The sequence below is a fragment of the Methylomonas sp. 2F7 genome (genome assembly GCF_057126975.1).
Genome location: NZ_CP195203.1, coordinates 4,345,019 through 4,370,565 on the forward strand (window position 1 = coordinate 4,345,019; position 25,547 = coordinate 4,370,565).

Consider the following 25,547-nt stretch of genomic DNA (forward strand, 5'->3'; position numbering starts at 1 on the left):
GTTAGTGCAGCCGAATCAAGGCTGTGAAACGGGCTTACGGTCGGCATGCCCCAGATCGCGCTCTGGCGCAATCTGATCGCGGACCAATTGCTTTAACTCGGTAATCTCCGGAAACCTGCCTTGCTGCTTGCGGGACCAGACTAATTCGCTGTTGGCGCGCACTTCAAAGATGCCGCCAGTGTCCGGCTGCATCACTAGTTCGTCTAACTCCTGCTCGAAGGTACTTAACAATTCCTGCGCCATCCAGGCCGCGCGCAGCAACCAGCGGCATTGGGTGCAGTAGCGAATTTCGACGCGGTTCATGGTTTACAACTCGTCCCGTAGACGTTTATAAATCCCGCCAAAACTGCCGTTACTCATCAACAACACATGACAAGCGCCGCCAGCCTGAGCTTTGATGGTGGCGACGATGGTTTCCAGACTATTGCAAATCTCAATGTTGTTAGCGTATTTCAGCAACTGGCTTAAATCCCAACCCAGATTGTCCGGCTGATAAACGATGGCCTGGTCGGCTTGTCCCAAGGATTCAGCCAACGATTGAGTATGCACGCCTAGGCGCATGGTGTTGGAGCGCGGCTCGACGATGGCCAGAATTTTTTCGCTCCCAACTTGTTTACGCAAGCCGTCCAGCGTGGTCTTGATCGCCGTCGGATGGTGGGCAAAGTCGTCGTAAACGGTAACACCGGCACTTTTGACGATGACTTCCATCCGCCGCTTTACGCTTTGAAATTGCTGCAAGGCGGCTATCGCCTCGGTCGGCGCGATGCCGATATGCCGGGCGGCGGCGATGGCCGATAAGGCGTTATAGACACTGTGGCGGCCGGTTAAGGTCCAATCGACTGTACCTTGATCTTCACCTGCAAAACTAACGCTAAAACTACTGCCGTCGGCTTTTGACAAGTGCGCTTGCCAATCGTCGGCAACCGCTCCCTGCGTTGCCCTACCTCCTGCATCCATGCAGTCGCCTTCGCCGTCGATAGCCGTCTTCACGATCGGCGTCCAGCAGCCCATCTCCAGTACCTCGGAAACATGTTGCTCACAAGCCGGCGCAATGATCAGCCCTTGGCTGGGAATGGTGCGCACCAGATGGTGGAATTGTTTTTTGATCGCATCCAGGTTTTCAAAGATGTCGGCGTGATCGTATTCCAGGTTGTTCAAGATCGCGGTTCTGGGCCGGTAATGTACAAACTTGGAGCGCTTATCAAAAAAGGCGCAATCGTATTCGTCGGCTTCGATCACGAAAAAATCCGACTCGCCCAAGCGCGCGGAGATGCCGAAATTCAGCGGAATGCCGCCGATCAGAAAACCCGGTTTGAAACCGTTGTATTCCAGCACCCAGGCCAGCATGCTGCTGGTAGTAGTCTTGCCGTGGGTACCGGCCACCGCCAGCACCCATTTGTGCTGCAACACATGTTCCGCAAGCCATTGCGGGCCGGAAATATACGGTAAGCTTAAGTTCAATACTGCTTCCACTTCCGGATTACCGCGCGACATTGCATTACCCACCACCACCAAATCGGGTTTGCAATCCAGGTTTTCGGCTTTATAGCCGTTCATCAAGCGGATGCCTTGTTCTTCGAGTTGCGTGCTCATCGGCGGATAGACGTTCTGGTCCGAGCCGCTGACGGTGTAGCCCAATTCGCGAGCGATTAAGGCTAGGCCACCCATGAAGGTGCCGCAAATGCCGAGGATGTGAATGTGTAATGGCTTTTGTGAGTCTGTCATTCTGATAATTTTAGCGGGGTTTGAATAGATGCAAATGCGAAAATGCGGTTTGACGTGCAACATCATTTTTTAGGTTCTTCCGGCGGTTTTTCTTCCGCGGGCTTGGGCTCGCCTTCGATTTTTTCTTCGACCTTGGCTTCCGAGCCCTTGGCGCCGGCCGCTTCCAACAGTTTTATGATGTTTTCACGTCCAAGCTTTTTAGCCTTATCAAGTATTTTCACACTCTGGCTATCCGCGGCATTGACGTTGGCGCCGGCGGCGATTAACACGCCAACAATGTCGGCACTGCCGAACATTACCGCATCCGTTAGCGCGGTGGAGCCCAGTTTATCCGCCAGATTAACGTCAGCGCCATAAGCCAGCAGCGCCTTGACAATCCGCAAATTGCCGTTAAAACTGGCCGCCATAAGCGCTGTGCGCTCCGTTTCCAACTTACCATTGACGTCCAGTCCTTGCGCCAACAAGGCCTCGACCCGCTCCAGCTTGCCGGTGGCTGCGGCGGCAAATAAATCCTTATTGTCCTCGGCAAGCGCCTGCACGGACCAGGCGATTAGCCCGGCACTTAGAAATCTGCGGATGTTCATCGGATTGCTTGCTTGCGTTTGGGTATGAGTTGGGTTGAAATAAGGCAAATACTGATTTACATCATCTATCAATGAGCGAAAAAAACAAAGTTTTAGTTGAAGCCCAACCCTACTATATCGAGGCCCAATCGTCCCCCGAACAGAACCGCTATGTGTTTGCCTACACCATTACCATCACCAACGTCGGCTCCACGCCGGCAAAATTGCTGACCCGGCACTGGCTGATCACCGATGCCAACGGCAAGGTACAGGAAGTAAACGGCGACGGCGTGGTGGGAGAAAACCCGCATCTCAGCCCCGGCGATTCATTCCGCTATACCAGCGCGGCGATGATAGAAACTCCAGTCGGCGTGATGCAGGGCAAGTATCAAATGCAGTCGGACGCCGGCGAAAATTTTAACGCAGCCATTCCCAAATTCACCCTGTCGATACCTAGAACCCTGCACTAATGGCGATTTATGCAATTGGTGACATTCAGGGCTGTTACGACGAGTTCCGCCGCTTACTGGACCATATAAGCTTCGAACCCGGCCGGGATCAACTGTGGCTGGCCGGCGACTTGGTCAACCGTGGCCCAAAATCGCTAGAGACGCTACGATTTGTGAAGGGTTTGGGCTCGGCGGCCGTTACCGTGCTCGGCAATCACGATCTGCACTTGATCGCCACCGTGGTGTCGCTAGGCAAGGCCGGTAAAAAAGACACGCTGGGCGACATTTTAAGAGCCGAGGATTGCGAAGAGCTTATAGACTGGCTGCGCCATCAAAAACTGTTTCATCACAATGATGAATTTTGCATGTTGCACGCCGGCCTGCCGCCGCAGTGGGATTTTGCAACCACGCTGCGCATGGCGCGTGAAACCGAACAGGCCATGCAAAGCCCGGATCACGAACGCTTTTTCCGCTCCATGTACGGTAACAAACCCGTGGTCTGGCGCGACGATTTGCTGAAAACCGAAAAGCTGCGCTTTGCCATCAATTGTTTCAGCCGGCTGCGCTATTGCACCGTAGACGGCGTCATGGATTTTGGGCCGAAAGGCGCGCCCGGCAGCCAGCCCGATCATTTACTACCCTGGTTTGAAGTGCCGGGCCGCAAAAGTATCGATATGCGCATCATCTTCGGTCATTGGTCGACGCTGGGCTATTTCGACGGCTATAACTGTTACTCAATAGACACCGGCTGTTTGTGGGGCGGACAATTAACGGCACTAGAGCTGTCCGAGCCACCCAGACGTTTCAGCATCGACTGCGCGGCCTCACATAATCCCAAGGCTTTTTCAGAGTAGTGAACTTTTGCCGGCGCTCCGGCATCAATTTGCTCGCACATCAAGCACCACACCAACTTAACTCGAGAGTAGCCCATGCGAAAAAACCTGTTCCTCGCCATCGTCCTGGCCTTGCCGTTAACCGCCTTCGCCTATCCAAGCGAAAACGACTACGGCCAGCCGGTAGATCACAAACTAGAACATTTGAACAAACTGCTGCAACTCAGCCCTGAGCAAAAAACCAAACTGGAAGCGATTTTTAAAGAGCAGCACGAAAAATTCCGCGCCATCCACGAAGAGTCGCACAGCCGGATGAAGGAGGTGTTAAGCCCGGAACAAATGCAGAAAATGGACGACTTGCGCAAGCAACACCAGGAACAGATGCGCGAGCAAGCTCCTCGTAAGCCGGCCCCATAAACAAAACAGCCTCAGCAGTAGCTGTTACTGCTGAGGCTGTTGCTTGAGCTAGCGTATTTTTAAGAGAAATTCCGGCCGTAAAAAATCTCGGCCATTTCTTCCTGCAGCATGCCTTGGATTTCTTCCTGCTCTTCGTCGCTGAAATTACTTTCCTTCTCGAACAAGTAATTTTCCAGTTCGGTTTCTTTCAACATCATCTTGGTGTGGAAGATGTTTTCCTGATACACGTTCACGTCGATCATCTGGTACAGCTCTTTAGTGCTTTCCGCGATGTAATTCTGGATAGAATTGATTTTGTGATCGATGTAATGCTTTTGCCCGGACACGTCACGGGTAAAACCGCGCACTCGGTAGTCCATGATGACGATGTCGGACTCAAAGCTGTGAATCAAATAATTCAAGGCTTTCAGCGGTGAAATTTGACCACAGGTTGACACGTCGATGTCCGCTCGAAACGTACAAATATCGGTATCCGGATGACTTTCCGGATAGGTATGCACAGTGATGTGGCTTTTATCCAAATGCGCCAGGATGGTATCGGGCAAGGGGCCTGGCGACTCGGAGTTCATGCCGGCGGGAATGACCGCACCTTCGGAAATCAACATCGTCACACTGGCACCTTGCGGGTCGTAATCCTGATGAGCGATGTTCAGAATTTGCGCGCCGATGATATTGGCCACGTCTTTTAAAATCTGCGTCAAACGCTTGGCGTTATAGGCTTCGTCGATATATTCGATGTAGGCTTTTTCTTGCTCTTTCGGCGCATAGCAAACGTCGTAAATATTAAAACTCAACGATTTGGTCAGGTTATTAAACCCGTGTAACTGTAATTTGCTCAACCGATCAACCCTCTATAACTTCAAAATCATGACTTATTTCCACACCCGCTTTGCCCAACATAATGGACGCCGAGCAATATTTTTCGGCGGATAACTTCACCGCCCGTTCCACCGCGGTAACCGGCAGATTTTTACCCGTCACCTTGAAGTGCAAATGAATTTTGCTGAATACCGCCGGCACTGTGTCTACGCGTTCCGCCGTCAGCTCGGCAGTGCAATGTACAATCTCGTGGCGGCCTTTTTGCAGAATATCCACGACGTCGAACGACGAACAGCCACCCACGCCCAACAACAGCATTTCCATAGGGCGCACCCCGAGATTGCGGCCGCCGTGATCCGGCGGTCCATCCATCACTACCGTGTGCCCGCTGCCGGACTCGCCGACGAACAATCTACCGTCGACCCATTTAATCGTTGCCTGCATGACATATCCCAACCAAAATCAAAATTGTCGGGAATTTTACAACGAACCCGTCAAATGTCTTGATTTTTTTGTAAAACTACTGCACCTTGATAGGGTAACCAATCTAGTTCACAGAATTATTACAAATTATGAGCTTCGTTAAACAAAACAAGATTTCACCATCCGCCCTGGACGCCTTTTTACGCTTCTGCCATGTTAGGAGCTATCCAGCCAAAATCACCATCGTTCGCCCTGGCGATGTCGGCGACAAACTATTGTTTGTGGTCGATGGCTCGGTCAGCGTCAGCGTAGAAGACGAGGAAGGCCGCGAATTGATACTGGCGTATTTGAACAAGCACGATTTCGTCGGCGAGATCGGGGTGTTCAAAAACGCCGAAACGCGGAGCGTACTGGTGAAAACCCGCACCAAATGCCAGATGGCGGAAATTGGTTATGAACGTTTCAAATTGCTGCTCAACGCCGAACTGCGCGATCAGGCCGTGGAGATTCTGACCGTACTCGGTGAACAACTCTCGACCCGTTTGTTGATCACCAGCCGCAAATACCGCGACCTGGCATTTATGGACGTGGAAGGCCGCATTGCCCGCACGCTGTTGGATCTAGCCAAGGAACCTGACGCGATTACTCATCCGGACGGCATGCAGTTGCACATCACCCGTCAGGAAATCGGCCGTATAGTTGGTTGTTCCCGCGAGATGGCTGGACGCGTATTGAAAGAACTGGAAGACAAGGGCTTAATCACCGCCCACGGTAAAACCATCGTGGTATTCGGCACGCGTTAACGCCGAGTTAAGGGCGAAATCATTCGCCCTTTGAGACACTACCGAAAAACTGTTTTACCAGACTTTGCCGAGCACCATCGACATAGGTAAACACCACCGGCACCACCAGCAGACTTAACAAAGTGGAGCTGATCAAGCCGCCGATCACCGCCACCGCCATCGGCTGACGAAAGCTGGCGTCGGCTCCCCAACCCAACGCAATCGGCAACATGCCGGCAATCATTGCCACCGTGGTCATGACAATCGGCCTGGCGCGTTTATGACAGGCATCCAATAAAGCCTCGTGCCGACTTAGGCCGTGTTCGCGTATCGCCAACAAAGCATATTCCACCAACAAGATCGAGTTTTTGGTGACGATGCCCATCAACATGATCAAGCCTATCATCGACGGAATATTCAACTCGCCGCCGGTCAGCAATAAGGCGATAAACGCGCCACCCATCGACAAGGGTATCGCCGACAGGATGGTCAGGGGTTGAAAGAAATCCTTGAATAGCAGCACCAACACGCAAAACACGCACAATAAGCCGGTCAGCATCGCCATACCAAAACTGCTAACCAGTTCTGCCATAATTTCCGCATCGCCGGTACGAATCAATTTAACGCTGGACGGCATATTCACCACCGCCGGCAAAGTTTTGGCGGCGGCCAGCGCCTCACCCAGGGACATTCCCCCTAATTCGGCATTGACCGTGACATAGCGGCGCCGGTCGTACCTATCCACCTGTGCTGAGCCGCTAGCCAGCGACAACTCAGCCACACTGGATAGCGGCACCAGCTTATCCCCGGCCCTAACCCTTAGATTGGCCAGCACCTGTAAATCCTGCCGCGCGGCATCGGCTATCCTTACCCGAATCGCCAGTTGGCGGTTATCCAGATTCAGCTTGGCCAATTGGGCATCGAAATCGCCGCTGGTGGCAATCCGCACCGTTTCACCGATCAGCTCGGCCGTCACGCCCAGTTCGGCAGCGCGCTGCCAGTCCGGCCGAATCGCAATCTCCGGCCGCTCCAGGCTCGCGGTGGAGCTGATGCTGCTTAAGGTACCCACGGTACGCAAATCGCGCTCCAATGCCTGTGCACTGGCTTTTAAGGCCCCCGCATTATCGCTGGACAGTATCAAAGACATTTTCTCGCCGGGGCCACCAATGCCAATGGAAAATCGGGCGCCGGGCACATCGCGCAATACTGCCCGCACTGCCTGTTCAATCTGCGATTGATGCGGCCGCTGCCCCCGCTCGCTCAAGGTCAAGGTCAGCGCCCCCTTGCGTTGTTCGCCCGGCCTGGTCACGCCGCCACCGACTATTTGACTGCTGCCGACTGCGGTAAAAATGTGTTCGACACCTGCCAGCGCTTGCAGAACAGTTCGCGCCGCTTCGGCAACTCGACCGGCATCGTTTATCGAACTGCCCGGCGGCAACTCGAGTTGCACGGTGGTGTAGCCGCGATCAGCAGGTGGTACGAAACCCGCCGGAATCAAGGGCAGCAATAAGCAAGCTCCGATAAAAAATAGCGTGGAGAGCAGCATCGTGGCCTGACGATGCTGCAAGGTCCACTGCACGGCTTGCAGGTAAATAGGCATCAATCTGCCATCGACGCTGGCCGGATGATGCCCTTCGGTGAGTAAATAAGCCGCCAGCATCGGCGTCAGCAAGCGCGCAACCAGCAAAGACGCAAGCACCGCCACCACCGCCGTCCAGCCGAATTGTCTAAAAAACAATCCTGATACGCCGCTCATCAGCGCGGTAGGCATGAACACCACCACCAGCGTCAAGGTGGTGGCGATCACCGCCAGCGCGATTTCATCAACCGCCTCGGCGGCGGCCTGACGGATGCTTTTGCCCATCCGCACATGCCGGGCGATGTTTTCGATTTCCACGATCGCATCGTCGACCAAGATCCCGACCACGATAGCCAAGGCCAGCATGGTCAGCATGTTCAAGGAAAACCCCAGCCAATGCATCACCGCAAAGGTCGGCAGAATCGACAAAGGCAGGGCCGAAGCCGACACTAACGTCGCCCGCCAATCGCGCAAGAACCACCATACCACCAGCACCGCCAACAACGCGCCTTCGTAGAGCATCATCATCGAGCCTTCATACTGCTCTTGCGAATACGCTACCGAACCGGAAATCAGGGTAAAACTCAGGGACGGATCGGCTTCCCGCATCCGCGCCAAGGCCTGTTCCACATCATTAGCGATGCGGGTTTCGTCAAACCCCTTGGCCCTGTAGATGTTGAAACCGATCAACGGCTTGCCGTCCAATGCTGCCAATTGCGTACGCTCCGCAACGGTGTCGCGGACCGTGGCGATTTGATCCAACCGCACCTCGCGGCCATTGGCTATCGCCACAGGCAAAGCCGCCAGCTCCTGGGCCTGCCGCACCGTGGCCAGCGTACGCACAGATTGCTCCGCCAAGCCTAAATTACCCCGACCGCCGGAAGATTCCTGCTGCACCTGCTTCAAGGCTCGGGAGACATCGGTCGCGGTAACCCCCAGCGACGCCAGCCGCACCGGGTCGACTTCCAGTTGTATTTCACGCTGCACACCGCCCAGCCGTTCGAAACGCCCGACGCCGGCCACGCCCAACATGGCCTTGCTGACGTTATCGTCCACCCGCCAGGATAAGGCCTCCTCGTCCAGCTTGGTTGAGGCAATCGCGTAGGTCAAAATCGGCGCACCACCCACTGTCACCGCACTGATGCTGGGTTGCAAAACGCTGGTAGGCAAGTCCGAGCGCACCCGGTCCACCGCGTCCTTGGTTTCGATCAAGGCATCGGAAAGTTTTTTCTCCAGGATAAATTCGACATTGATTTGCACCAAGCCATCGGTAATCGAGGTGCGGATATGCTTCAACCCGGATAGGGTGGCAATCGAATCCTCGACTTTACGCGCCACTTCGGTTTCCAGCTGTGCCGGTGCCGCGCCCGGTTGATTGAGCTTAACGATGACACTGGGTAAATCCAGATCCGGCAAGCTCTGTATGGATAGCTGTTGTAAACCGCGCAGTCCCGCCAGTGACAGTAAGATAAACAGTAAAATCGATGGGATGGGGTTGCGAATCGACCAAGAGGCAAAACTCATCAATCAACCCTCGCCACCGGCGCGATGTGCACAAGATCGCCATCGTTAAGAAAACCGGCACCCTCTACCACCACGCGATCTGTTTCGCTCAGACCTTGCACAATTTCAATTTCCACGCCATACCGACGACCGGTAGCGACCGCCTGCAAACTAACCGGTGAGGTGTCTGCATCACTATGCAGCTTCAGTACATAACTGCGTCCGTCTCGGATCACCACGCCGGCGGCCGGCACCACTAGTGCCGGACGTTGACTTAACTCGATTCGGCCATTGGCATACATACCGGCCCGCGCCTGGCTACCGGGCACGATATCGGCGTACATGACGCCCAACCGCGACTGCTCGTCCAAGGCTGGCGCCAGTTGCCGCACCTTGGCTTGGGCAACGCTGCCGTCCGGCAAACTGAGTTGAATCGCTTGCCCTGTCTGGATTTGCGCGATTTGCCCGGCAGTCAATTCACCGCGCCATTCCAAGCGATTTTGCCGAATTAACCGAAACAATTCCTGCCCGCTGCCGGCCACTGCGCCCAGGGTTGCCATTCGCGCGCTAATCGCGCCGTCGTCCGGCGCCCGCACCTCGGCATAGCTTAGTTGCAACTGCTTAGCTGCCAACTGGGCCTTGATGACATCGACCTGGATGCGGGAGGTTTCCGCTTCGGTTTCGTAACGCAACAACTCCTGTTGACTTAGCGTCGCTGCGTTTTTCAGTTTTAACACCCGCTGTTTGTTGATTTCGGCTTGCGCGGCGGTGGCCCGTGCCTGTGCCAGATTGGCCTGCAATTGCGCCAGATCGGCGCGCAGCATATCAGCATCGAAACGGGCCAGTAGTTGACCGCGTTTTACTTGATCGCCGACATTGACATTGACTTCGATTAGCCGCAATCCGGTCTGCTGGGCACCGATTACGGCTTCTTGCCAAGCCGCAATCGCTCCGGACGCCTCTATGGTTGTCGGCCATTGCCGCCATTGCGGCATTGCCCGCGTCACCGTTAGCGCCGGCACCGCTTTCACCGGAGTGGAAGCATCTGGACTTTCCGGCCTTAACAACCAAACTATAAGCATCGCACAGCATGCCAGTACGGTAAAAATCCCGATAAGTAATGAGCCGCGTGCCATACCGCGCTGGGAATGAAGGGTATAAAAGCTAATAGAACGCGTTAGGTGTGTCATCATGACGAAAAATCTCGGCAAACATTACTCAGCTCCAAGTCTATACGACAATTTAAAACTGAACCATCGGGTTTAGAATAAGCCAAACAATGGCCTATCGCTCGAAACTCAGCCGACACGTTTGAATAAGGGAGGTTCCATGCGGAAAAAAAGTGGAGAACGTTGCCAAGCCATTCTGGATGCGGCAAAAACCATGTTTGAAAAAGTCGGTTTCGAACAAGCGACCATGGCGGAAATCGCCGCTACCGCCGGCCACTCCAAGGCCACGCTGTATAACTATTTCAGCTCCAAGGAACAGCTGTTCCTGGAATTGGCGCGGCGTTCCGCAGATCGCCACAGTGAGCAATTATTTTCGTTACTGATGCCGAACTGCGGCAGTGCGCCTCTTGATACGTTGCCAGACCAGGTCAACCAGGTCCTGGCGCTATTGCAACCTTCCGACGACTTGACGGCAACTTTGCAACGTTTCGGCGAAGGTGTGATGAGTAATTTTCTGACCTTGAAAAGCTTGGCGGCCCGGCGCATGTTGATCGCCGCAGCCGCCAATCAGCCGGAAGCCGGCCGCCTGTTTTTCGAAAACGGCCCCGCCAAAGGCATGCAATTTACCGCGCAATTTTTCGAACAAGCAATGAATGCCGGCCAGTTGCGGCGTGCCGATCCTCATGTGGCGGCCGCGCATTTTCGCGGCCTACTGGAATCGGAAGTGTACGAATCGGGCTTGTTCAACGCCCGCCGGGAATTGAAACCCAAAGAAGTTAAAGCGACAGTCGAACGCGCCGTCAGCGTGTTTATCAGAGCCTACGCGCCGACTGCCGGCGATTTGAATCAAGACTAGCTATTGCTTGAAAACTTCGCGAAACAGCTGCTGCATGGCTTCCCAGGATTGTTTATCCGCGTCGGCATTGTAAGCAATAGGTAAATTGTTGGCTTTGCCCAACCTGTCGGCATCGGGATTGCTGAAACCGTGGCGTACACCGGGATAGTTGACAAAACGATAATCCACACCGGCTTGGGTCATTTCTTTTTCAAAAGCCGTAATGCTATCGGCACTGACGAATTCGTCGGCCGCGCCGTTCAACACCAATACCCGCGCCTTCACCTGCCCGGCCCGCGCCGGGGTTTGCGTTGCCAGATTGCCGTGAAAGCTCACCACCGCCGCCAGATCGGTACCTAGCCGCGCCATATTCAAGACTGTCGCGCCGCCGAAACAATAGCCTATAGCCGCAATCTTGCCCTTATCGACACTGGCTTGTTTTTGCAAAAAGGCTAAAGCCGCCGTAAAACGCAGTTGCGAAACACCGGCCCGCTCCACGACGCTGTTCATGAAGGTTGAGGCTTCGGCGGCATGCTCGCTGGATTTGCCTTCGCCGTACATATCGACCGCCAGCGCGGTATAACCCAGCTCCGCCAACATCTTCGCGCGCTGCCGGGCATAGTCGTTCAAGCCCCACCATTCGTGAACCACCAACACGCCGGGCTGTTTTTCGCCCTTGGTGTCGTCCCATACCAGATAGCCCTTCAGCGTGGTATCGCCGGCGGTATAACTCACGGTTTGCTCCTGTAATGCCGCTTGCAAACCGGAACTGAACAATAAAGCCAAAAAGAATAAACCGCGCATCATAAAAACCTCCCATTCAAAAAATGTCCTTACGTTTACATCGCTAACGGGCATTGTCAATCTCTCGGGCCTTGCGACGATAAAATTCCACCTTTGCGGCGTGTTTTACAGCAAACTAGACACACTGATTTCCTATAAACGAACGGCAAAATTAAACTCCATGACGCACTCCGGCGCAAAACCCATCTGGCGACAAATCCCCAAAAGCGTTTGGGCATTGGGCTTTGTCAGTATGTTGATGGATATTTCCTCGGAAATGATCCACAGCCTGCTGCCGATATTCATGCTCACCACCTTGCATGCCAGTAGCTTGAGCATCGGCTTAATCGAAGGCGCTGCGGAAGCGACTGCGCTAATCGTGAAGGTGTTTTCCGGCGTGCTCAGCGATTATCTGGGCAAGCGCAAAAGCCTGGCTTTGATCGGCTATAGCCTGGGCGCACTGACCAAACCCTTGTTTGCGATTGCCGGCAGCAGCGGTATGGTCCTGACGGCGCGCTTGCTGGACCGGGTCGGCAAGGGCATACGCGGCGCCCCGCGCGACGCGCTGGTCGCCGACATTACCCCGCCGGAAATTCGCGGCGCGGCCTTTGGCCTACGGCAATCGCTGGACACGGTAGGGTCATTCCTCGGGCCACTGCTGGCAGTAGCACTAATGCTACTGTGGGCTAATGATTTTCGGGCGGTATTTTGGGTGGCGGTCATTCCCGGCCTGTTATCGGTCATGATGTTACTGTTTGGCGTGCGGGAACCCAAGCGTATACAGCGTTCGCAACACGGCAATCCGATCAAGCGCGCCAATCTGCAACGCTTGCGCGCCGGCTATTGGCGAGTAGTGACTATCGGCGCGGTTTTCACGCTGGCGCGTTTCAGCGAGGCATTTTTGGTATTGCGTGCACAACAAAGCGGTATTCCAATTGCGCTGTTACCCTTGGCAATGGTGGCGATGAATATCGTTTATTCGGCCACGGCCTACCCATTCGGCCGCCTGTCCGACAGCGTATCGCATCGCAAATTGCTGGGCTGGGGACTGGTCGTGCTAATCGCCGCCGACTTGGTGCTGGCTAGTAGCGCCGACTGGCGAATCGTGCTGGGCGGCGTAGGACTTTGGGGGGGGCACATGGGCATGACCCAAGGCTTGCTGGCAAAAATGGTCGCCGATACTTCGCCGGCCGACCTGCGCGGCACCGCTTACGGGTTTTTCAATCTGGTCGGCGGTATCGCCATGTTGTTGGCTAGCGTCATGGCGGGTTTGCTGTGGGATAGCTACGGTGCCGAATTTACGTTTTACGCCGGGGCCGGATTTTGTTTGATTGCGCTATTCATCCTCATCACTCAGCGCAGAGGTAAAGCTGATCATTGACTGCCATTTGCATAGCCATAGACTAAAAAAAGGAAAAATTCCCGAAAAATTTTGCAACAAGCTTACAAGCATGTAAGCTTTAGCGTACAAATAATCTCGTAAATGGCCGAGCTTTTCAGCCGAATAAGTACCTAAAGCCTAGTTTGAAATACATCCTTCTCAGCCGTTTACAGCGTATCAATAAATACCAGCTTTGGCTGATTTCGGTGGTTCTGGCGACAGTGCTCACCGAATCTATTGTGGCGATGATGGATTTGCTGCTGAAAGGCGAAATCAGCTTCGACTACCTGCTGACCGGCTTGGTCGCTTCCCTGATTGTGGCGTCGTTGATCTGCGCGATGATTATTGTCTTTTTAGATCAACTGAGCAGTTTGAACGACGATAATACCCAGTTGAGTACTATCGTCACCGCACTACCCATTCCGCTGGCATTATTCGACGACAAGCGCAATCTGCAAATGCTGAATCCGGAGTTTACCAAGGTCTTCGGCTACGAGCTCCGGGATATTCCCAACCTATCCGAATGGCGACTACAGGCCTTCCCCGATCCTGTTTACCGTGAAACGATCAGCGCGGAATGGCAAAAGCGCTTCGAAAATGACGACCTTGAATTTCAGCCCCTGGAAATCAAAATCCGCTGCAAAAACGGTCTGACCAAACACGTAATGGCCACCGCCACACGTATAGGTGGAGCCGATCATAAAATGCAGTTGGTGTTGCTCTACGATATTTCCAAACGCATCGCAGCAATGAACGCGCTCGCCGAGTCGCGTAGCCTATTGCAGTCGGTGATCGAAACCATACCCACGCGGGTGTTTTGGAAAGATCCGCAATCGCGCTATCTCGGCTGTAACTCCCAGTTTGCTGGAGATTGCGGCTTGGCCAGGGCTGAAGACATTGTCGGCAAAGTCGATAGCCAATTGTCCTGGCGGGATCAGGCGGAAATCTACCGTGCCGATGACCGCCTCGTAATGCAATCCAATGTGCCTAAGCTGGCGTACGAAGAGCCGCAAACCACTCCCGATGGCCGGGAGATTCTGCTGCGAACCTCCAAAGCGCCACTGCGGAACAGTCTGGGTGAAACCATCGGGGTATTGGGGGTATACGATGACATCACCGAACTAAAGAAGATCGAAAACGAGTTGTGGCTGACCAAAACCATGGTCGATAAAAGCAAGACCGCTTTCTTCTGTCTTGATCCCAGGGGCATGGTGACGTACGTCAATGATTACGCGTGTCTGTCCTTGGGCTATTCGCGGGACGAATTGGTGGGTATGAGCCCTTGGGAATTCGATCCGGACTTTCCGGCCAGTGCCTGGTCGAGCATTTGGGGGCGTTTGCGCGACTGCGAAATCGTCAGCCACGAAAGTCGGCATCGGCGTAAGGACGGCACGATTTTCCCTGTCGAGCTCACCTGCCACTACATCGCTCACAATGGCTTGGAACTGAGTTTTACCTTCGTGCAAAACATTAGCGAACGTAAACGCCTGGACACCGAACTGCGGATTGCCGCTACGGCTTTCGAATCGCAAGAGGGCATGATGATTACCGATGCCAATGCCGTGATTTTAAAGGTTAATAAATCGTTCACCGAAATTACCGGCTACGCCAGCGAAGAAGCCGTCGGTCAAAAAATGAATTTACTCAATTCCGGCATTCACAACGCGCTGTTTTTTGCAGAGATGTGGCAATCAATCGATAGCAAGGGCGTCTGGCAAGGCGAAATATGGAATCGGCGTAAGAACGGCAATATATTCCCGGAATGGCTCACCATCAGCGCCGTGAAAGGCGCGGATGACAAAATTACTCATTATGTCGGCACGATGATGGACATAACGGCGCGTAAAGCCATAGAGCAACACATTCATCATCTGGCCCACTTTGACGCACTAACCGATCTGCCCAATCGCACCTTGCTGATCGACCGTCTACATCAGGCTATCGCTCAGGCCAGACGCGAGCACGGTTTGCTGGCCTTGCTCTATCTGGATCTGGACAAATTCAAGCCGGTCAACGACAGCTTCGGCCACGATGTCGGCGACTTATTGTTGAAGGAAGTGGCGAATCGCCTGGAAGCATGCGTAAAGCGCGAAACGGATACCGTGTCGCGCTTGGGTGGCGACGAGTTTGTGATTTTGCTCAGTCAATTAGACAGACAAGCGGCGGCCGGATTGGTAGCGGAAAACATCTTGGCTAGTTTGAATCAGCCATTTGTGATTCAACAACACACCCTGGATATCTCTTCCAGCGTAGGTATTGCCGTTTATCCGGATGACGGCTTGGAAGCACATACCCTGATGAAAAACGCCGATAATGCCATGTATCAAGCCAAATGCGCCGGTCGCGGATGTTTCCGGTTTTTTAGGTCCGCAGCAGAAGGCTAATTGCCGTTTACCTGCAAAGGCCCATATAGCCACAGACCAAGCCTTGGCTCCACTGCCAGCCCCTCCGCATCGGCGAATTGAAACGGTACCGAAATCAGCTCCATACCGTGATTAATCTGCACCGCAAAATGCAAATGCGGCCCGGTCGTCAGGCCGGTATTGCCGGAGTAACCGATCAACTGCCCGGTTGCCACCCGCATTCCTGGCGAGACTTGAGCCTTTTCCAACGCCAGATGCGCATAAACGGCCATGGAGCCGTCCTCATGCAAGATCCTGATGCTGTTGGCCTTAGCGGCAAAAGCCTGGCTGGTACCATTGCCGGTGTAATCGTTTTCCACTTCTAATACGATACCGCCGCGAGCCGCGTAAATCGGCGTATCAACCGGCATCATAATGTCTACCGCATAGCGGTTTTGTGAATCGTGATGACTGTATGGTCCATTAAAAGCTTGGGTAATTTGAAACTGCGCGCCGGCGGGCAAGGGTGGCTTATAAAGCGTTTGGCTCACATAGCCCGGTAACGGCCGCCCAACCACATAACTGTATTGCAGATTGACGCTATAAAATCCGGCGCTCTCGTTGGGAATAAGCGAAAACAAGCTGCCGGACTGTCCGGATTCAACGACAAAGCGGCGCGGCAAATCCGGATTGGCGCTGACATTTTCCCGCTCTCGCCAATCGACTGCCAACTCTATAGGCCCCGGATAGGCGTTCAGCGCAAAAAAACTCGGCTGCAAGTCATCCGCGGTTTTTTCCAGCCAAACGCGTTTAGGATTGGCGGCTTTTAATTGCCTGACTTCTACCGGCTGATTAGATGCCGGGGCCTGATCGGTAAAATACCAGTTACCCTGGGCATCCTGATATTTATAAAGCTTTTTCGCTACGCCGCTACCGGACGCCAATAACAGCGAAACCGCTAAAATGCCGCGGGCAAGCACCGGCCACCGCGATTATTTGCGGGTAGAACTAAAGGTGTAAGACCGCACCACACCTTGCGCGTCGAAACGAATCAACAAATCCTGGGAATCGTTACCGCCGAACAAGGCATATTTGTAGATCCCGTAAGTCCAGGTAGGCTTACCATCTTCCATGCCGGTGCGCCAAGGCGTGCCGAACATTTCGGTAATATCTTGCTTACGGGTTTGGCCGACCTTGATTTCCGGCACTCTGACGGGGGAAAACTCTTGGCCGACAGTAAAGCAACCCGTCAATTGCGTAGTCGCAAGGCTGGCGACTAATAGAAGTGAACTAAAGCCAAAAGCGCGTGGTCCGCGTTTTGCAAGAAAATTGTTCATTTGTATTCCCTAATTGAAAAGTTGATTGATATAAACTAGCTGTTAGTGGCTTATCTTAGCCGGTTCCAGCCGCGATTCGAAAATTTTTTAGCCACCGATAAGATGTCATCATGCCTACCGAAAACCACAATTCAGCCCTAGATAATCTGAACTTCGACAATCGTTTTATCCGCGAGTTGCCAGGTGATCCCGAACCGGACAATTTTCGGCGCCAAGTTTATGCAGCGTGCTATTCCAGGGCCAATCCGACACCGGCGCAGCAACCCAGGTTAGTCGCTTATTCCAGAGAAGTCGCGGAAGATTTGGGCTTATCCGCCGAGATTTGCGAATCGGAAGATTTTTGCCAAGTATTCGCCGGCAGCCGGCTAGCAAAAGGCATGGAAGCGTATGCGATGTGCTACGGCGGCCATCAATTCGGCCATTGGGCCGGTCAGCTCGGCGATGGCCGTGCCATCAACTTGGGCGAAGTCGTTAACAATCGTAACCAACGTTATACCTTGCAACTGAAAGGCGCCGGCGTCACGCCGTATTCGCGTAGCGCCGACGGCTTGGCGGTACTGCGTTCGTCAATACGTGAATTTTTGTGCAGCGAAGCCATGCATCATCTCGGTGTGCCGACCACCCGCGCCTTGAGTGTAATCCTGACCGGCAAGCAAGTGGTGCGCGACATGTTCTATGACGGTAATCCGCAAATGGAACCTGGCGCAGTGGTCTGCCGGGTGGCTCCGTCGTTTACCCGCTTCGGCAGTTTTCAAATATTCACCGCGCGCGATGACATCGACTCGCTGAAAAAACTGGTGGATTACACCATTCGCACCGATTTTCCGGAGCTGGGTGAGCCATCGATTCCCGTCTACCTGGAATGGTTTAAACAAGTGTGCCGCAAGACGGCCGAAATGATCGTGCACTGGCAGCGGGTCGGTTTCGTGCACGGGGTGATGAACACCGACAATATGTCGATACTGGGCTTGACCATCGATTATGGTCCTTACGGCTGGCTGGAAAATTACGATCCGGACTGGACCCCCAACACCACTGATGCGCAAGGCCGCCGCTACCGGTTCGGTAATCAGGCGAAAATTGCGTATTGGAATTTGGTACAACTCGCCAACGCTTTGTACCCCTTGATTATGCGTGCCGAAAGTTTGCAGCAAGCCTTATTGGCCTACACCGAAACCTTCGATGCCGGCTGGCAGGCGATGATGGCCGCCAAATTGGGCCTAACAATGTTCGAGCCCAGCGAAGACGATGCCTTGGTAAAGGAACTAACGCAGCTCATGCAAGCCGCAGAAACCGATATGACCTTGTTTTATCGGCAGCTGGCCGATATCGATGTAGGCGCGGAATCCAATTCGCCGGCGCAATTTTTAGCACTATTGCAACGCACCAGCTACGAACCGTTGACCGACGACATCATGGAGCAAGCCACCCGCTGGTTCGCCATTTATCGCCTGCGCAGTCAGCGCGACGCTAGACTACCGCTGGAGCGCAGTTCAGCAATGAATGCGGTCAATCCGAAATACGTATTGCGTAATTACCTGGCGCAATTGGCTATTGACCAGGCGGAACAAAGCGATTTTTCTTTAGTCCGGGAATTGCTCGATGTGTTGCGCCACCCTTACGCCGAACAACCGGATAAACAGAGTTTTGCAGCTAAACGGCCCGATTGGGCTAAGCAGCGCGCCGGCTGTTCCATGTTGTCGTGCAGTTCCTAACGACTCATCTGGGCAAATTTCGAACCAAGGTACTATGTCAACTTGTTCAAATTAGCTTATTATTCGGCCACTAAATCACGTTATTTACTTGGAATAATCTCCGGAGCAAAGCATGGCCAAAGAAATCGGCATCGTTAAAATCGCAACCGGCACCGTTACCGCCATTGCCGCCGACGGCAGTAAACGTATTTTGCAGGTGGGCGACCGCGTTTACCCGACCGATCTCTTGACCACTGCCGAAGGCAGCACGGTGATGATAGAGCTTGCCAATGGCTCCTTCGTTGACATGGGCGGCAATGACAGCATGCAACTGGGTGCCGTATTGCAAGAACAGGGCGAAGCCACTCAGACCGCGCAAAACCCGCAACCGGCAGGACTCTCCGCCGAAGAAATTCAAGCCGCCTTACTGGCCGGCGCAGATCCGACGGCAATAGCCGAAGCTACCGCCGCCGGCGGAGCGCCGGGTGCCGGAGGCGCACCGGGAGCAGGTAACGAAGGCCATGTGCCGGTTACTGTCGAATACCTCAACCCCGTGGCACCTGTCACTAACGGTTTCGACACCACGGGGCCAGAGGTGGCATTTCCGCCGATTGTGCAGGAAGTTTTGATATTGAATCCAGACCAGGCCACTGCCACTACCCCGATAGTCGGCAGCGCTACTAATGTCATTGTGGACGAAAGCAGTGCCAGCCAGCTACTTTCTCAGTCCGGTACGCTAAGCATTAACGGCCAAACGCCGTTATCAGTAGCTTTGTCGGCAACTGGAGCGACTTGGGATAGTAATACGCAAACCCTGACAGCTAACGACGGCTCTTATCAGGTAGTTGTGAACAATGGCAGTTATACCTTCACCTTGCTAAACGCTTTGACCCACATAAACACGGGCACACCGGAATCGCCGGCTATTGGCTTTACATTCTCCGCGACGTTAACCGATCAGGACGGTAGAGTCGCGAATACGACGTTTAGCGCGAACGTGTTTGATGACGCACCCTTCGTCAAAAACAGCAACGGGATTTTACAAGATGCCGCAGGTCAAACATTAACGGGCTTGATTGATTACGATCTGGGTTTTGATGGCTTTGGAAGTGCCGGTGGTGTAAATTTGATAAACAATAATGGGGCTTTAACGTCTCGAGCGGACGGTATTTCTTATTTGATTGTCGATAGCAACGGCGACCAGTTACAAGAGCTTTATGCTTTTGTCGATAACGGTGCCCTGACGACCACATTTGCCGACCTCAGTGCTGACCGCATGGTATTTTCGCTGCTGCCGACAGTTAACGGCGCCGTAGATGGTGCGTACAAATTGGAATTACACGATGTTTTGGATTTGCCTGCTGCGCCGAGCACCACGCTAGATTTTGGCAGTGCCGCGCTGGCTTTCGGTGCCGGAAAAGTTGCTGTAGGGAATTCTCTACTTGTTGAGGGCAGCAACCTGTTTATCGACTCAACAAACAATGACGTCGGTGTGGGTGATAGATTTTTGGATACATCGGAAGTAATAACCTACAGATTTGGTACTGTCGGCGGTTTCGATATTACATCCCCGCAATTAGTAAACTCGGTGCAACTCAATGAAGCCGATGTTGGTAGTGCTTTGGATGTTTTTACCTGGACAGCTTATAGAGGGCTAACCCAAGTTGATACTGGAACGGTTATATTTAGCACGCCTGCTGGAGGTGGGCTTACGGACCCGATTGATGTGGTTGGTGGTTATGACAGATTGGAAATCCAGGTTAATTTTGGCAAACTCGCGGTGGGAGGTCTGCAATATAGCAGCGTAGCGCCACAAAACCTGCAATTACAGTTTGGTTTTAGTGCAACAGATGGTGATGGCGATAGCACCGGCGTTGGTAGCTTTACCGTCGATACCGGCGCATTGCTCAATACTGGCATCAGCAGTGTGCTGCCTGATTTGCAACACCCCGATAGCGTTATTCATTAATCAAGTGCATTTCGCAACAAAAAGCCGGCATAAGCCGGCTTTTTGTTGCCTGGGAACAAGCTTTAATCTGCTTTGCGCTGTTTTCCGTAGCCTACCATACCAATCAGACCAGACAAAAACAGCCATGTTGCAGCCGGCAAAGGTACTGCCGAAGTCGTATACGTGATAGTGGCTTGGACAAAAGGGTTGCTGCCTTGTCCAGCATTCAAGTCCGCGGTCACATCAGGTGACAGTGCCAAGGTGATAAGGATTTTATTGTCCTGTGTCCAGCTCTGCAATAAAGCACCCGGTAGCGGCGTGCTCCGCGACCACTCGACCAAATCGGCGTTTGTAACCGTGCTGTAATTGTTGGCGTCGACAAAGACAGAACTAGAGTTAACTGGTGGAGCAATAGGGGCGAATTTCAGATTGCTGATAACGCTTTCGAATGTAACGGCGATGTTCTCAGGATTGGCAGTAGATGCGTTGATGGAATAATCTCCACGCGCATGGATAGTGAAGCTGCCGGTCACTAAATCCGCCAAAGGCGCATTATCAATCGTGAAGGTAAAGAGCTGTCCATCCTGGGTTTGTTGGAACTCAGTCGAGGTAAAACTGACCAGCCCAGCGCTAGCTTCTATGCTTGCCGTAGAAAGAAACAAGGCAACCAAGGGTTTAACTAGTTGATTACGCATAGGGATTTCCTTAAAAATGAGTACTGGCACAAATTTTACGTCATGTCGGCTTGCAAAGCCACCTGTACTTAAGGGCTGAAACGGATTAAATCCAATTCAATTCTAACCAGGCAACAGCCATTTGCCGGTTTGGAAAAACTAAACCGCTGCGGTTTTTGTCCACATCCAGGTTTTACTTGGATTCTAGCCAGATTTGCTGGCAGCGGATTGCTAAAAAAGTATGCTCAAACCAGTCATTTCGGGTATCCTTTTTAAGCTAATCCAACGTTTTCCAAGGTTCCGTAATGACCAACAATACCGATATTGCCGCCAAACACGATATTGATCCTGCTGAAACCCTAGAATGGATGGAGGCACTGCAAGCGGTGATAGAAAAAGAAGGTGGCGACCGCGCCACCTTTTTGATTGAAACTCTGCTCAGTACCGCCAGACAAGCCGGCATGGACATTCCGTTCTCGGCCAACACCCCTTACATCAACACCATCCCGATAGATCGACAACCCAAATTCCCAGGCAATACCGACATCGAGCGCACCATCCGCTCTTACGTGCGCTGGAACGCAATGATGATGGTTTTGCGCGCGAATAAATACACCAATGTCGGCGGCCATATCGCCAGTTTCGCTTCCGCGGTTACCTTGTACGACGTAGGGCAAAATCATTTCTGGAACGCGCCCTCGGACAAACACGGCGGCGACCTGATTTTCTCGCAAGGCCATTCCGCACCAGGCACTTACGCTCACGCCTTCTTGCTCGGCCGTTTGAGCGAAGAACAAATGGACAGCTTTAGGCAGGAAGTCGGCGGCAACGGCTTATCGTCTTATCCGCATCCTTGGTTGATGCCGGACTTCTGGCAATTCCCCACCGTATCGATGGGCCTCGGCCCGATCATGGCCATTTACCAAGCCCGCTTCATGCGTTACATGCAAAATCGCGGCTTTGCCAATACCGACGGTCGTAAAGTATGGGCCTTCTTGGGCGACGGGGAAACCGACGAACCAGAAACCTTGGGCGCGATTGGTATGGCCGGTCGCGAAAAACTGGATAACCTGATTTTCGTCGTCAATTGCAACTTGCAACGCCTGGATGGTCCGGTGCGCGGCAACGGCAAGATCATACAAGAACTGGAAGGCAACTTCCGCGGGGCTAACTGGAACGTCATAAAAGTGATCTGGGGCCGGCGCTGGGATGCTATTTTGTCGCGCGACAAAGACGGCTTGATCGTTAAACGTATGATGGAATGCGTCGATGGCGATTATCAAACCTTCAAATCCAAGGACGGCGCTTACGTCCGGGAAAAATTCTTCAACACCCCGGAATTGCAGGAACTGGTGAAAGACTACACCGACCGCGACATCTGGGAATTGAATCGCGGCGGCCACGACCCGATCAAAGTTTTCGCCGCATTCAATGCGGCTGTCAACCATACCGGCCAACCCACCGTGGTTCTGGCTAAAACCATCAAGGGTTACGGCATGGGCGATTCGGGACAAGCGCAAAACACCAGCCATCAGCAGAAGAAGATGAGCATGGAATCGATCAAATATATCCGTGACCGCTATCAATTGCCGGTCAGCGACGAAGAGTTGATCAATCTGCCTTACCTGCGTTTTGCGGAAGACTCTGCGGAATTGAATTACCTGCGTCAGCGCCGCGTCGATCTGGGCGGTTATCTGCCGGCTCGCCGCGCGAAAGCTTATCCCTTGGAAATTCCCGCCTTATCTGCTTTTAAAGGTCTGTTAGAGGGCACCGGCGAAGGGCACGAAATTTCCACCACCATGGCCTTCGTCCGTATCCTGAACATCTTGGTCAAGGACAAACAAATCGGTAAACGTGTGGTGCCTATCGTTCCCGACGAATCACGCACCTTTGGTATGGAAGGCATGTTCCGTCAGCTGGGTATCTGGTCGCAGGTTGGCCAGCTCTATACGCCGCAAGACGCCGAGCAGCTGATGTTTTACAAGGAAGACAAGCACGGTCAGGTGTTGCAAGAGGGTATCAACGAAGCGGGCGGTCTGTGCGACTGGATCGCGGCAGGTACCGCGTATTCGACTCACGGCGTACCGATGATTCCGTTCTTCATCTATTACTCGATGTTCGGTTTCCAACGCGTCGGCGATTTGATCTGGGCTGCGGCCGATCAACGCACGCGCGGCTTCCTGCTAGGCGGCACCGCCGGCAGAACCACCCTCAATGGCGAAGGCTTGCAACATGAAGACGGCCACAGCCACTTGATGTCGGCTACCGTACCCAACTGCTACTCCTACGACCCCACCTTCGCTTGCGAGTTGGCGGTGATCATTCAGGACGGTTTGCGCCGGATGTATGTCGAACAGGAGGACATTTTTTACTACATCACCTTGATGAACGAAAACTACGACCAGCCGGCCATGCCGGAAGGTGCGGAAGCCGACATCCTGAAAGGTATGTATTTGTTCAAAAAAGGCCCGAACAGCAAAAAACCACGGGTGCAGTTACTGGGTTCAGGCACGATTTTTATCGAAGTAATCGAAGCCGCCAAATTGCTGCACGATGATTGGGGTGTGGACGCCGATATCTGGAGCTGCCCCAGCTTTACCGAGCTGGCTCGCGATGGCCAAACCTGCGAGCGCTGGAACCGCTTACATCCGACCGAAAAACCGCGTACCACGCATGTCGCGCACTGCCTGGACAACAGTAAAGGTCCAATTATTGCCGCTACCGATTACATGCGGGCGTTTGCCGAACAAATCCGGCCTTGGGTAAAAGCGTCTTACACGGTACTGGGAACCGACGGTTTTGGTCGCTCCGACACTCGCGCCAAACTGCGGAGTTTCTTTGAAGTGGACCGGTACCACGTCACTATCGCCGCTTTGCATAGTCTGGCGCAAGCCGGCGAGTTCGATGCTGCCAAGGTCGAAGTGGCAATCGCGAAATACAACATCAACCCTGACGCAACCGCTCCTTGGTTGATTTAACGGAAAGCGACATATGAGTTCTGTAATTGAAATAAAGGTCCCCGACGTCGGTAACGTCCCTGAAATCGACATCGTCGAAGTACTGATCAAACCCGGCGACGTGGTCGCTGTTGAACAAACTTTGGCTGTGATGGAAACCGATAAAGCCACGATGGATTTACCTTCCAGCGCGGCCGGCACCATTAAAACCGTACACATTAAACCGGGCGATAAAGTCTCCGAGGGTACGCTGATCGCCACCCTTGAAGCTGGAGAAGCAGTCGTTGCGGCTCCCGCCGAACCGGCGCCGGCAGCCACGCCAGCCCCAGTCGAACCGACTCCTGCTCCAGTTGCGGAAGCCCCAAAAGTAGAATCCGCCCAACCTGCTGCGGCGCCTGCTGCACCTGTCGCAGTTAGCAGTGAAGGTTTTAAAGCGCACGCCACGCCTAGCGTCAGACTCTTTGCCCGCGAATTGGGTGTGGACCTGAGCAAGATCCAAACCGGCAGCGGTCGTAAGGGTCGGATCCTGCAAGACGATGTGAAAAACTTCGTCAAGCAAGTCATGGCCTCCGGCGGTTCGACTGGCGGCGCAGGCATTCCGTCAATTCCAGCAGTCGATTTCACCCAATTCGGGGAAATTGAAGAAAAACCGCTGAGTAAAATCAAGCGTCTGACCGGCCAAAACCTGACTCGCGTCTGGCTGAATTTGCCCTTGGTGACTTATCACGACGAAGTGGCTATCGATGCCATGGAAGACTTCCGCAAGTCGGTCAACGCTGGCTTAGCGAAGGACGCTGTTAAAGTCACCGGCCTAATCTTCATCATGAAGGCGCTGGTAGCGGCAATGCAAAAATACCCGTCTTTCAATAGCTCATTGTCTCCAGACGGCGAAAAACTGATCTTCAAACATTACTTCCATATCGGTATTGCCGTTGATACCCCGAACGGCTTAGTCGTGCCGGTGATTCGCGATGTCGATAAAAAAGGTATTTTCCAGTTGTCCAACGAGCTGGCGGAGAAAAGCGAACTGGCCAGAACCGGCAAATTAAAACCGGCCGACATGCAAGGCGGCTGTATGACCATCTCCAGCTTGGGGGGCATCGGCGGCACCGCGTTTACGCCTATCGTCAACGCGCCTGAAGTAGCGATTTTGGGCGTAACCCGCTCCAAGATGCAGCCGGTTTGGAACGGTTCTGCGTTTGAACCGAAACTGATGTTGCCGCTGGATATTACTTACGACCATCGCGTCATAGACGGTGCCGAAGGCGCACGTTTTATGGAAGCATTGAAATCTTATCTGGGCGACATTCGCCGGCTGTTATTGTAGGAGTAAG

22 protein-coding genes are annotated in these 25,547 nt (G+C 53.4%); 11 read left to right on the forward strand and 11 right to left on the reverse strand.

What is annotated here, in order from left to right; translation table 11 throughout:
* Positions 1-15: 15 nt before the first annotated feature.
* The 3 genes from ACR64Q_RS19555 to ACR64Q_RS19565 all read right to left on the reverse strand — a co-directional run bounded on the left by ACR64Q_RS19555 (position 16) and on the right by ACR64Q_RS19565 (position 2,309).
* Positions 16-303 carry an Rdx family protein gene (locus ACR64Q_RS19555; RefSeq protein ID WP_313732815.1) on the reverse strand — a complete coding sequence of 96 codons (288 nt, stop codon included), beginning with the start codon at positions 301-303 and terminating at the stop codon, positions 16-18.
* Between the two features lie 3 nt (positions 304-306).
* A complete protein-coding gene (gene mpl, locus ACR64Q_RS19560) occupies positions 307-1,725 on the reverse strand; it encodes a UDP-N-acetylmuramate:L-alanyl-gamma-D-glutamyl-meso-diaminopimelate ligase (protein ID WP_313732816.1) in 1,419 nt (472 codons plus the stop codon).
* 62 nt (positions 1,726-1,787) lie between these two features.
* Positions 1,788-2,309: an ankyrin repeat domain-containing protein gene (locus tag ACR64Q_RS19565; protein WP_313732817.1), complete on the reverse strand. Its 522-nt coding sequence runs from the start codon at positions 2,307-2,309 to the stop codon at positions 1,788-1,790.
* A gap of 71 nt (positions 2,310-2,380) precedes the next feature.
* On the opposite strand from ACR64Q_RS19565, the gene apaG reads away from it, so the two are divergent.
* The 3 genes from apaG to ACR64Q_RS19580 all read left to right on the forward strand — a co-directional run bounded on the left by apaG (position 2,381) and on the right by ACR64Q_RS19580 (position 3,987).
* Positions 2,381-2,758 carry a Co2+/Mg2+ efflux protein ApaG gene (apaG, locus tag ACR64Q_RS19570; RefSeq protein ID WP_020484295.1) on the forward strand — a complete coding sequence of 126 codons (378 nt, stop codon included), beginning with the start codon at positions 2,381-2,383 and terminating at the stop codon, positions 2,756-2,758.
* Complete coding sequence (locus ACR64Q_RS19575) at positions 2,758-3,591, forward strand: symmetrical bis(5'-nucleosyl)-tetraphosphatase (RefSeq protein WP_313732818.1); 834 nt, start codon at positions 2,758-2,760, stop codon at positions 3,589-3,591. Before apaG ends, ACR64Q_RS19575 begins: the two co-directional genes overlap by 1 nt.
* A gap of 75 nt (positions 3,592-3,666) precedes the next feature.
* On the forward strand, positions 3,667-3,987 hold the full coding sequence (locus ACR64Q_RS19580; protein ID WP_205451662.1) for a periplasmic heavy metal sensor: 321 nt from the start codon (positions 3,667-3,669) through the stop codon (positions 3,985-3,987).
* Between the two features lie 59 nt (positions 3,988-4,046).
* On the opposite strand, the gene speD is transcribed toward ACR64Q_RS19580, so the two are convergent.
* The gene (gene speD / locus ACR64Q_RS19585) at positions 4,047-4,826 is read right to left on the reverse strand and encodes an adenosylmethionine decarboxylase (protein ID WP_020484292.1); all 780 of its coding nucleotides are present in this window, start codon (positions 4,824-4,826) and stop codon (positions 4,047-4,049) included.
* 4 nt (positions 4,827-4,830) lie between these two features.
* Entirely contained in the window at positions 4,831-5,250 is a 420-nt protein-coding gene (locus tag ACR64Q_RS19590; protein ID WP_026602562.1) for an OsmC family protein, read from the reverse strand.
* Between the two features lie 128 nt (positions 5,251-5,378).
* Between ACR64Q_RS19590 and crp the strand changes: the two genes are divergently transcribed.
* Entirely contained in the window at positions 5,379-6,032 is a 654-nt protein-coding gene (crp, locus tag ACR64Q_RS19595; RefSeq protein WP_020484290.1) for a cAMP-activated global transcriptional regulator CRP, read from the forward strand.
* Between the two features lie 19 nt (positions 6,033-6,051).
* Here the strand turns inward: crp and ACR64Q_RS19600 are convergent, their stop codons facing one another.
* Entirely contained in the window at positions 6,052-9,114 is a 3,063-nt protein-coding gene (locus ACR64Q_RS19600) for an efflux RND transporter permease subunit (protein WP_313732820.1), read from the reverse strand.
* The gene (locus ACR64Q_RS19605) at positions 9,114-10,229 is read right to left on the reverse strand and encodes an efflux RND transporter periplasmic adaptor subunit (RefSeq protein WP_313732821.1); all 1,116 of its coding nucleotides are present in this window, start codon (positions 10,227-10,229) and stop codon (positions 9,114-9,116) included. The genes ACR64Q_RS19600 and ACR64Q_RS19605 overlap by 1 nt, the downstream gene beginning before the upstream one ends.
* A 193-nt stretch (positions 10,230-10,422) precedes the next feature.
* Between ACR64Q_RS19605 and ACR64Q_RS19610 the strand changes: the two genes are divergently transcribed.
* The gene (locus ACR64Q_RS19610) at positions 10,423-11,118 is read left to right on the forward strand and encodes a TetR/AcrR family transcriptional regulator (protein ID WP_313732822.1); all 696 of its coding nucleotides are present in this window, start codon (positions 10,423-10,425) and stop codon (positions 11,116-11,118) included.
* Here ACR64Q_RS19610 and ACR64Q_RS19615 read toward each other — a convergent pair whose 3' ends face one another.
* The gene (locus ACR64Q_RS19615; protein WP_313732823.1) at positions 11,119-11,904 is read right to left on the reverse strand and encodes a dienelactone hydrolase family protein; all 786 of its coding nucleotides are present in this window, start codon (positions 11,902-11,904) and stop codon (positions 11,119-11,121) included. It lies immediately after the preceding gene.
* 157 nt (positions 11,905-12,061) lie between these two features.
* On the opposite strand from ACR64Q_RS19615, the gene ACR64Q_RS19620 reads away from it, so the two are divergent.
* Positions 12,062-13,261, forward strand: coding sequence for an MFS transporter (locus ACR64Q_RS19620; RefSeq protein WP_313732824.1), 1,200 nt, complete (start codon positions 12,062-12,064; stop codon positions 13,259-13,261).
* Positions 13,262-13,404: 143 nt separating this feature from the next.
* Positions 13,405-15,645 carry a PAS domain S-box protein gene (locus tag ACR64Q_RS19625; RefSeq protein ID WP_313732825.1) on the forward strand — a complete coding sequence of 747 codons (2,241 nt, stop codon included), beginning with the start codon at positions 13,405-13,407 and terminating at the stop codon, positions 15,643-15,645.
* Here the strand turns inward: ACR64Q_RS19625 and ACR64Q_RS19630 are convergent.
* Positions 15,642-16,583: a peptidoglycan DD-metalloendopeptidase family protein gene (locus ACR64Q_RS19630; RefSeq protein ID WP_313732826.1), complete on the reverse strand. Its 942-nt coding sequence runs from the start codon at positions 16,581-16,583 to the stop codon at positions 15,642-15,644. The two genes, ACR64Q_RS19625 and ACR64Q_RS19630, sit on opposite strands and share 4 nt — an antisense overlap.
* Before the next feature lie 12 nt (positions 16,584-16,595).
* Positions 16,596-16,940 carry an outer membrane protein assembly factor BamE domain-containing protein gene (bamE, locus tag ACR64Q_RS19635; protein ID WP_026602570.1) on the reverse strand — a complete coding sequence of 115 codons (345 nt, stop codon included), beginning with the start codon at positions 16,938-16,940 and terminating at the stop codon, positions 16,596-16,598.
* A 110-nt stretch (positions 16,941-17,050) separates the two neighbouring features.
* Between bamE and ACR64Q_RS19640 the strand changes: the two genes are divergently transcribed.
* Together ACR64Q_RS19640 and ACR64Q_RS19645 are read left to right on the forward strand one after the other, a co-directional pair.
* Positions 17,051-18,655 carry a protein adenylyltransferase SelO gene (locus ACR64Q_RS19640; protein WP_313732827.1) on the forward strand — a complete coding sequence of 535 codons (1,605 nt, stop codon included), beginning with the start codon at positions 17,051-17,053 and terminating at the stop codon, positions 18,653-18,655.
* Between the two features lie 112 nt (positions 18,656-18,767).
* Entirely contained in the window at positions 18,768-20,603 is a 1,836-nt protein-coding gene (locus ACR64Q_RS19645) for a retention module-containing protein (protein WP_313732828.1), read from the forward strand.
* A 62-nt stretch (positions 20,604-20,665) separates the two neighbouring features.
* Here the strand turns inward: ACR64Q_RS19645 and ACR64Q_RS19650 are convergent, their stop codons facing one another.
* A complete protein-coding gene (locus tag ACR64Q_RS19650; RefSeq protein WP_020484279.1) occupies positions 20,666-21,277 on the reverse strand; it encodes a VPLPA-CTERM sorting domain-containing protein in 612 nt (203 codons plus the stop codon).
* A 284-nt stretch (positions 21,278-21,561) separates the two neighbouring features.
* Here ACR64Q_RS19650 and aceE point away from each other — a divergent pair, with 284 nt between their 5' ends.
* Both aceE and ACR64Q_RS19660 read left to right on the forward strand, forming a co-directional pair.
* A complete protein-coding gene (gene aceE, locus ACR64Q_RS19655; protein WP_313732829.1) occupies positions 21,562-24,234 on the forward strand; it encodes a pyruvate dehydrogenase (acetyl-transferring), homodimeric type in 2,673 nt (890 codons plus the stop codon).
* A gap of 13 nt (positions 24,235-24,247) precedes the next feature.
* A complete protein-coding gene (locus tag ACR64Q_RS19660; protein WP_313732830.1) occupies positions 24,248-25,540 on the forward strand; it encodes a 2-oxo acid dehydrogenase subunit E2 in 1,293 nt (430 codons plus the stop codon).
* Positions 25,541-25,547: the final 7 nt, after the last annotated feature.

Excerpts from the sequence above, each read along its gene's own strand:
- ACR64Q_RS19620 (WP_313732824.1), top strand. The coding sequence starts at position 12,062 with ATGACGCACTCCGGCGCAAAACCCATCTGGCGACAAATCCCCAAAAGC.
- ACR64Q_RS19600 (WP_313732820.1), bottom strand. The coding sequence starts at position 9,114 with ATGAGTTTTGCCTCTTGGTCGATTCGCAACCCCATCCCATCGATTTTA.
- ACR64Q_RS19610 (WP_313732822.1), top strand. The coding sequence starts at position 10,423 with ATGCGGAAAAAAAGTGGAGAACGTTGCCAAGCCATTCTGGATGCGGCA.
- ACR64Q_RS19615 (WP_313732823.1), bottom strand. The coding sequence starts at position 11,904 with ATGATGCGCGGTTTATTCTTTTTGGCTTTATTGTTCAGTTCCGGTTTG.
- ACR64Q_RS19590 (WP_026602562.1), bottom strand. The coding sequence starts at position 5,250 with ATGCAGGCAACGATTAAATGGGTCGACGGTAGATTGTTCGTCGGCGAG.
- ACR64Q_RS19555 (WP_313732815.1), bottom strand. The coding sequence starts at position 303 with ATGAACCGCGTCGAAATTCGCTACTGCACCCAATGCCGCTGGTTGCTG.
- ACR64Q_RS19580 (WP_205451662.1), top strand. The coding sequence starts at position 3,667 with ATGCGAAAAAACCTGTTCCTCGCCATCGTCCTGGCCTTGCCGTTAACC.
- ACR64Q_RS19660 (WP_313732830.1), top strand. The coding sequence starts at position 24,248 with ATGAGTTCTGTAATTGAAATAAAGGTCCCCGACGTCGGTAACGTCCCT.
- ACR64Q_RS19575 (WP_313732818.1), top strand. The coding sequence starts at position 2,758 with ATGGCGATTTATGCAATTGGTGACATTCAGGGCTGTTACGACGAGTTC.
- ACR64Q_RS19650 (WP_020484279.1), bottom strand. The coding sequence starts at position 21,277 with ATGCGTAATCAACTAGTTAAACCCTTGGTTGCCTTGTTTCTTTCTACG.
- mpl (WP_313732816.1), bottom strand. The coding sequence starts at position 1,725 with ATGACAGACTCACAAAAGCCATTACACATTCACATCCTCGGCATTTGC.
- ACR64Q_RS19605 (WP_313732821.1), bottom strand. The coding sequence starts at position 10,229 with ATGGCACGCGGCTCATTACTTATCGGGATTTTTACCGTACTGGCATGC.
- ACR64Q_RS19640 (WP_313732827.1), top strand. The coding sequence starts at position 17,051 with ATGCCTACCGAAAACCACAATTCAGCCCTAGATAATCTGAACTTCGAC.
- ACR64Q_RS19565 (WP_313732817.1), bottom strand. The coding sequence starts at position 2,309 with ATGAACATCCGCAGATTTCTAAGTGCCGGGCTAATCGCCTGGTCCGTG.
- crp (WP_020484290.1), top strand. The coding sequence starts at position 5,379 with ATGAGCTTCGTTAAACAAAACAAGATTTCACCATCCGCCCTGGACGCC.
- ACR64Q_RS19645 (WP_313732828.1), top strand. The coding sequence starts at position 18,768 with ATGGCCAAAGAAATCGGCATCGTTAAAATCGCAACCGGCACCGTTACC.
- bamE (WP_026602570.1), bottom strand. The coding sequence starts at position 16,940 with ATGAACAATTTTCTTGCAAAACGCGGACCACGCGCTTTTGGCTTTAGT.
- aceE (WP_313732829.1), top strand. The coding sequence starts at position 21,562 with ATGACCAACAATACCGATATTGCCGCCAAACACGATATTGATCCTGCT.
- apaG (WP_020484295.1), top strand. The coding sequence starts at position 2,381 with ATGAGCGAAAAAAACAAAGTTTTAGTTGAAGCCCAACCCTACTATATC.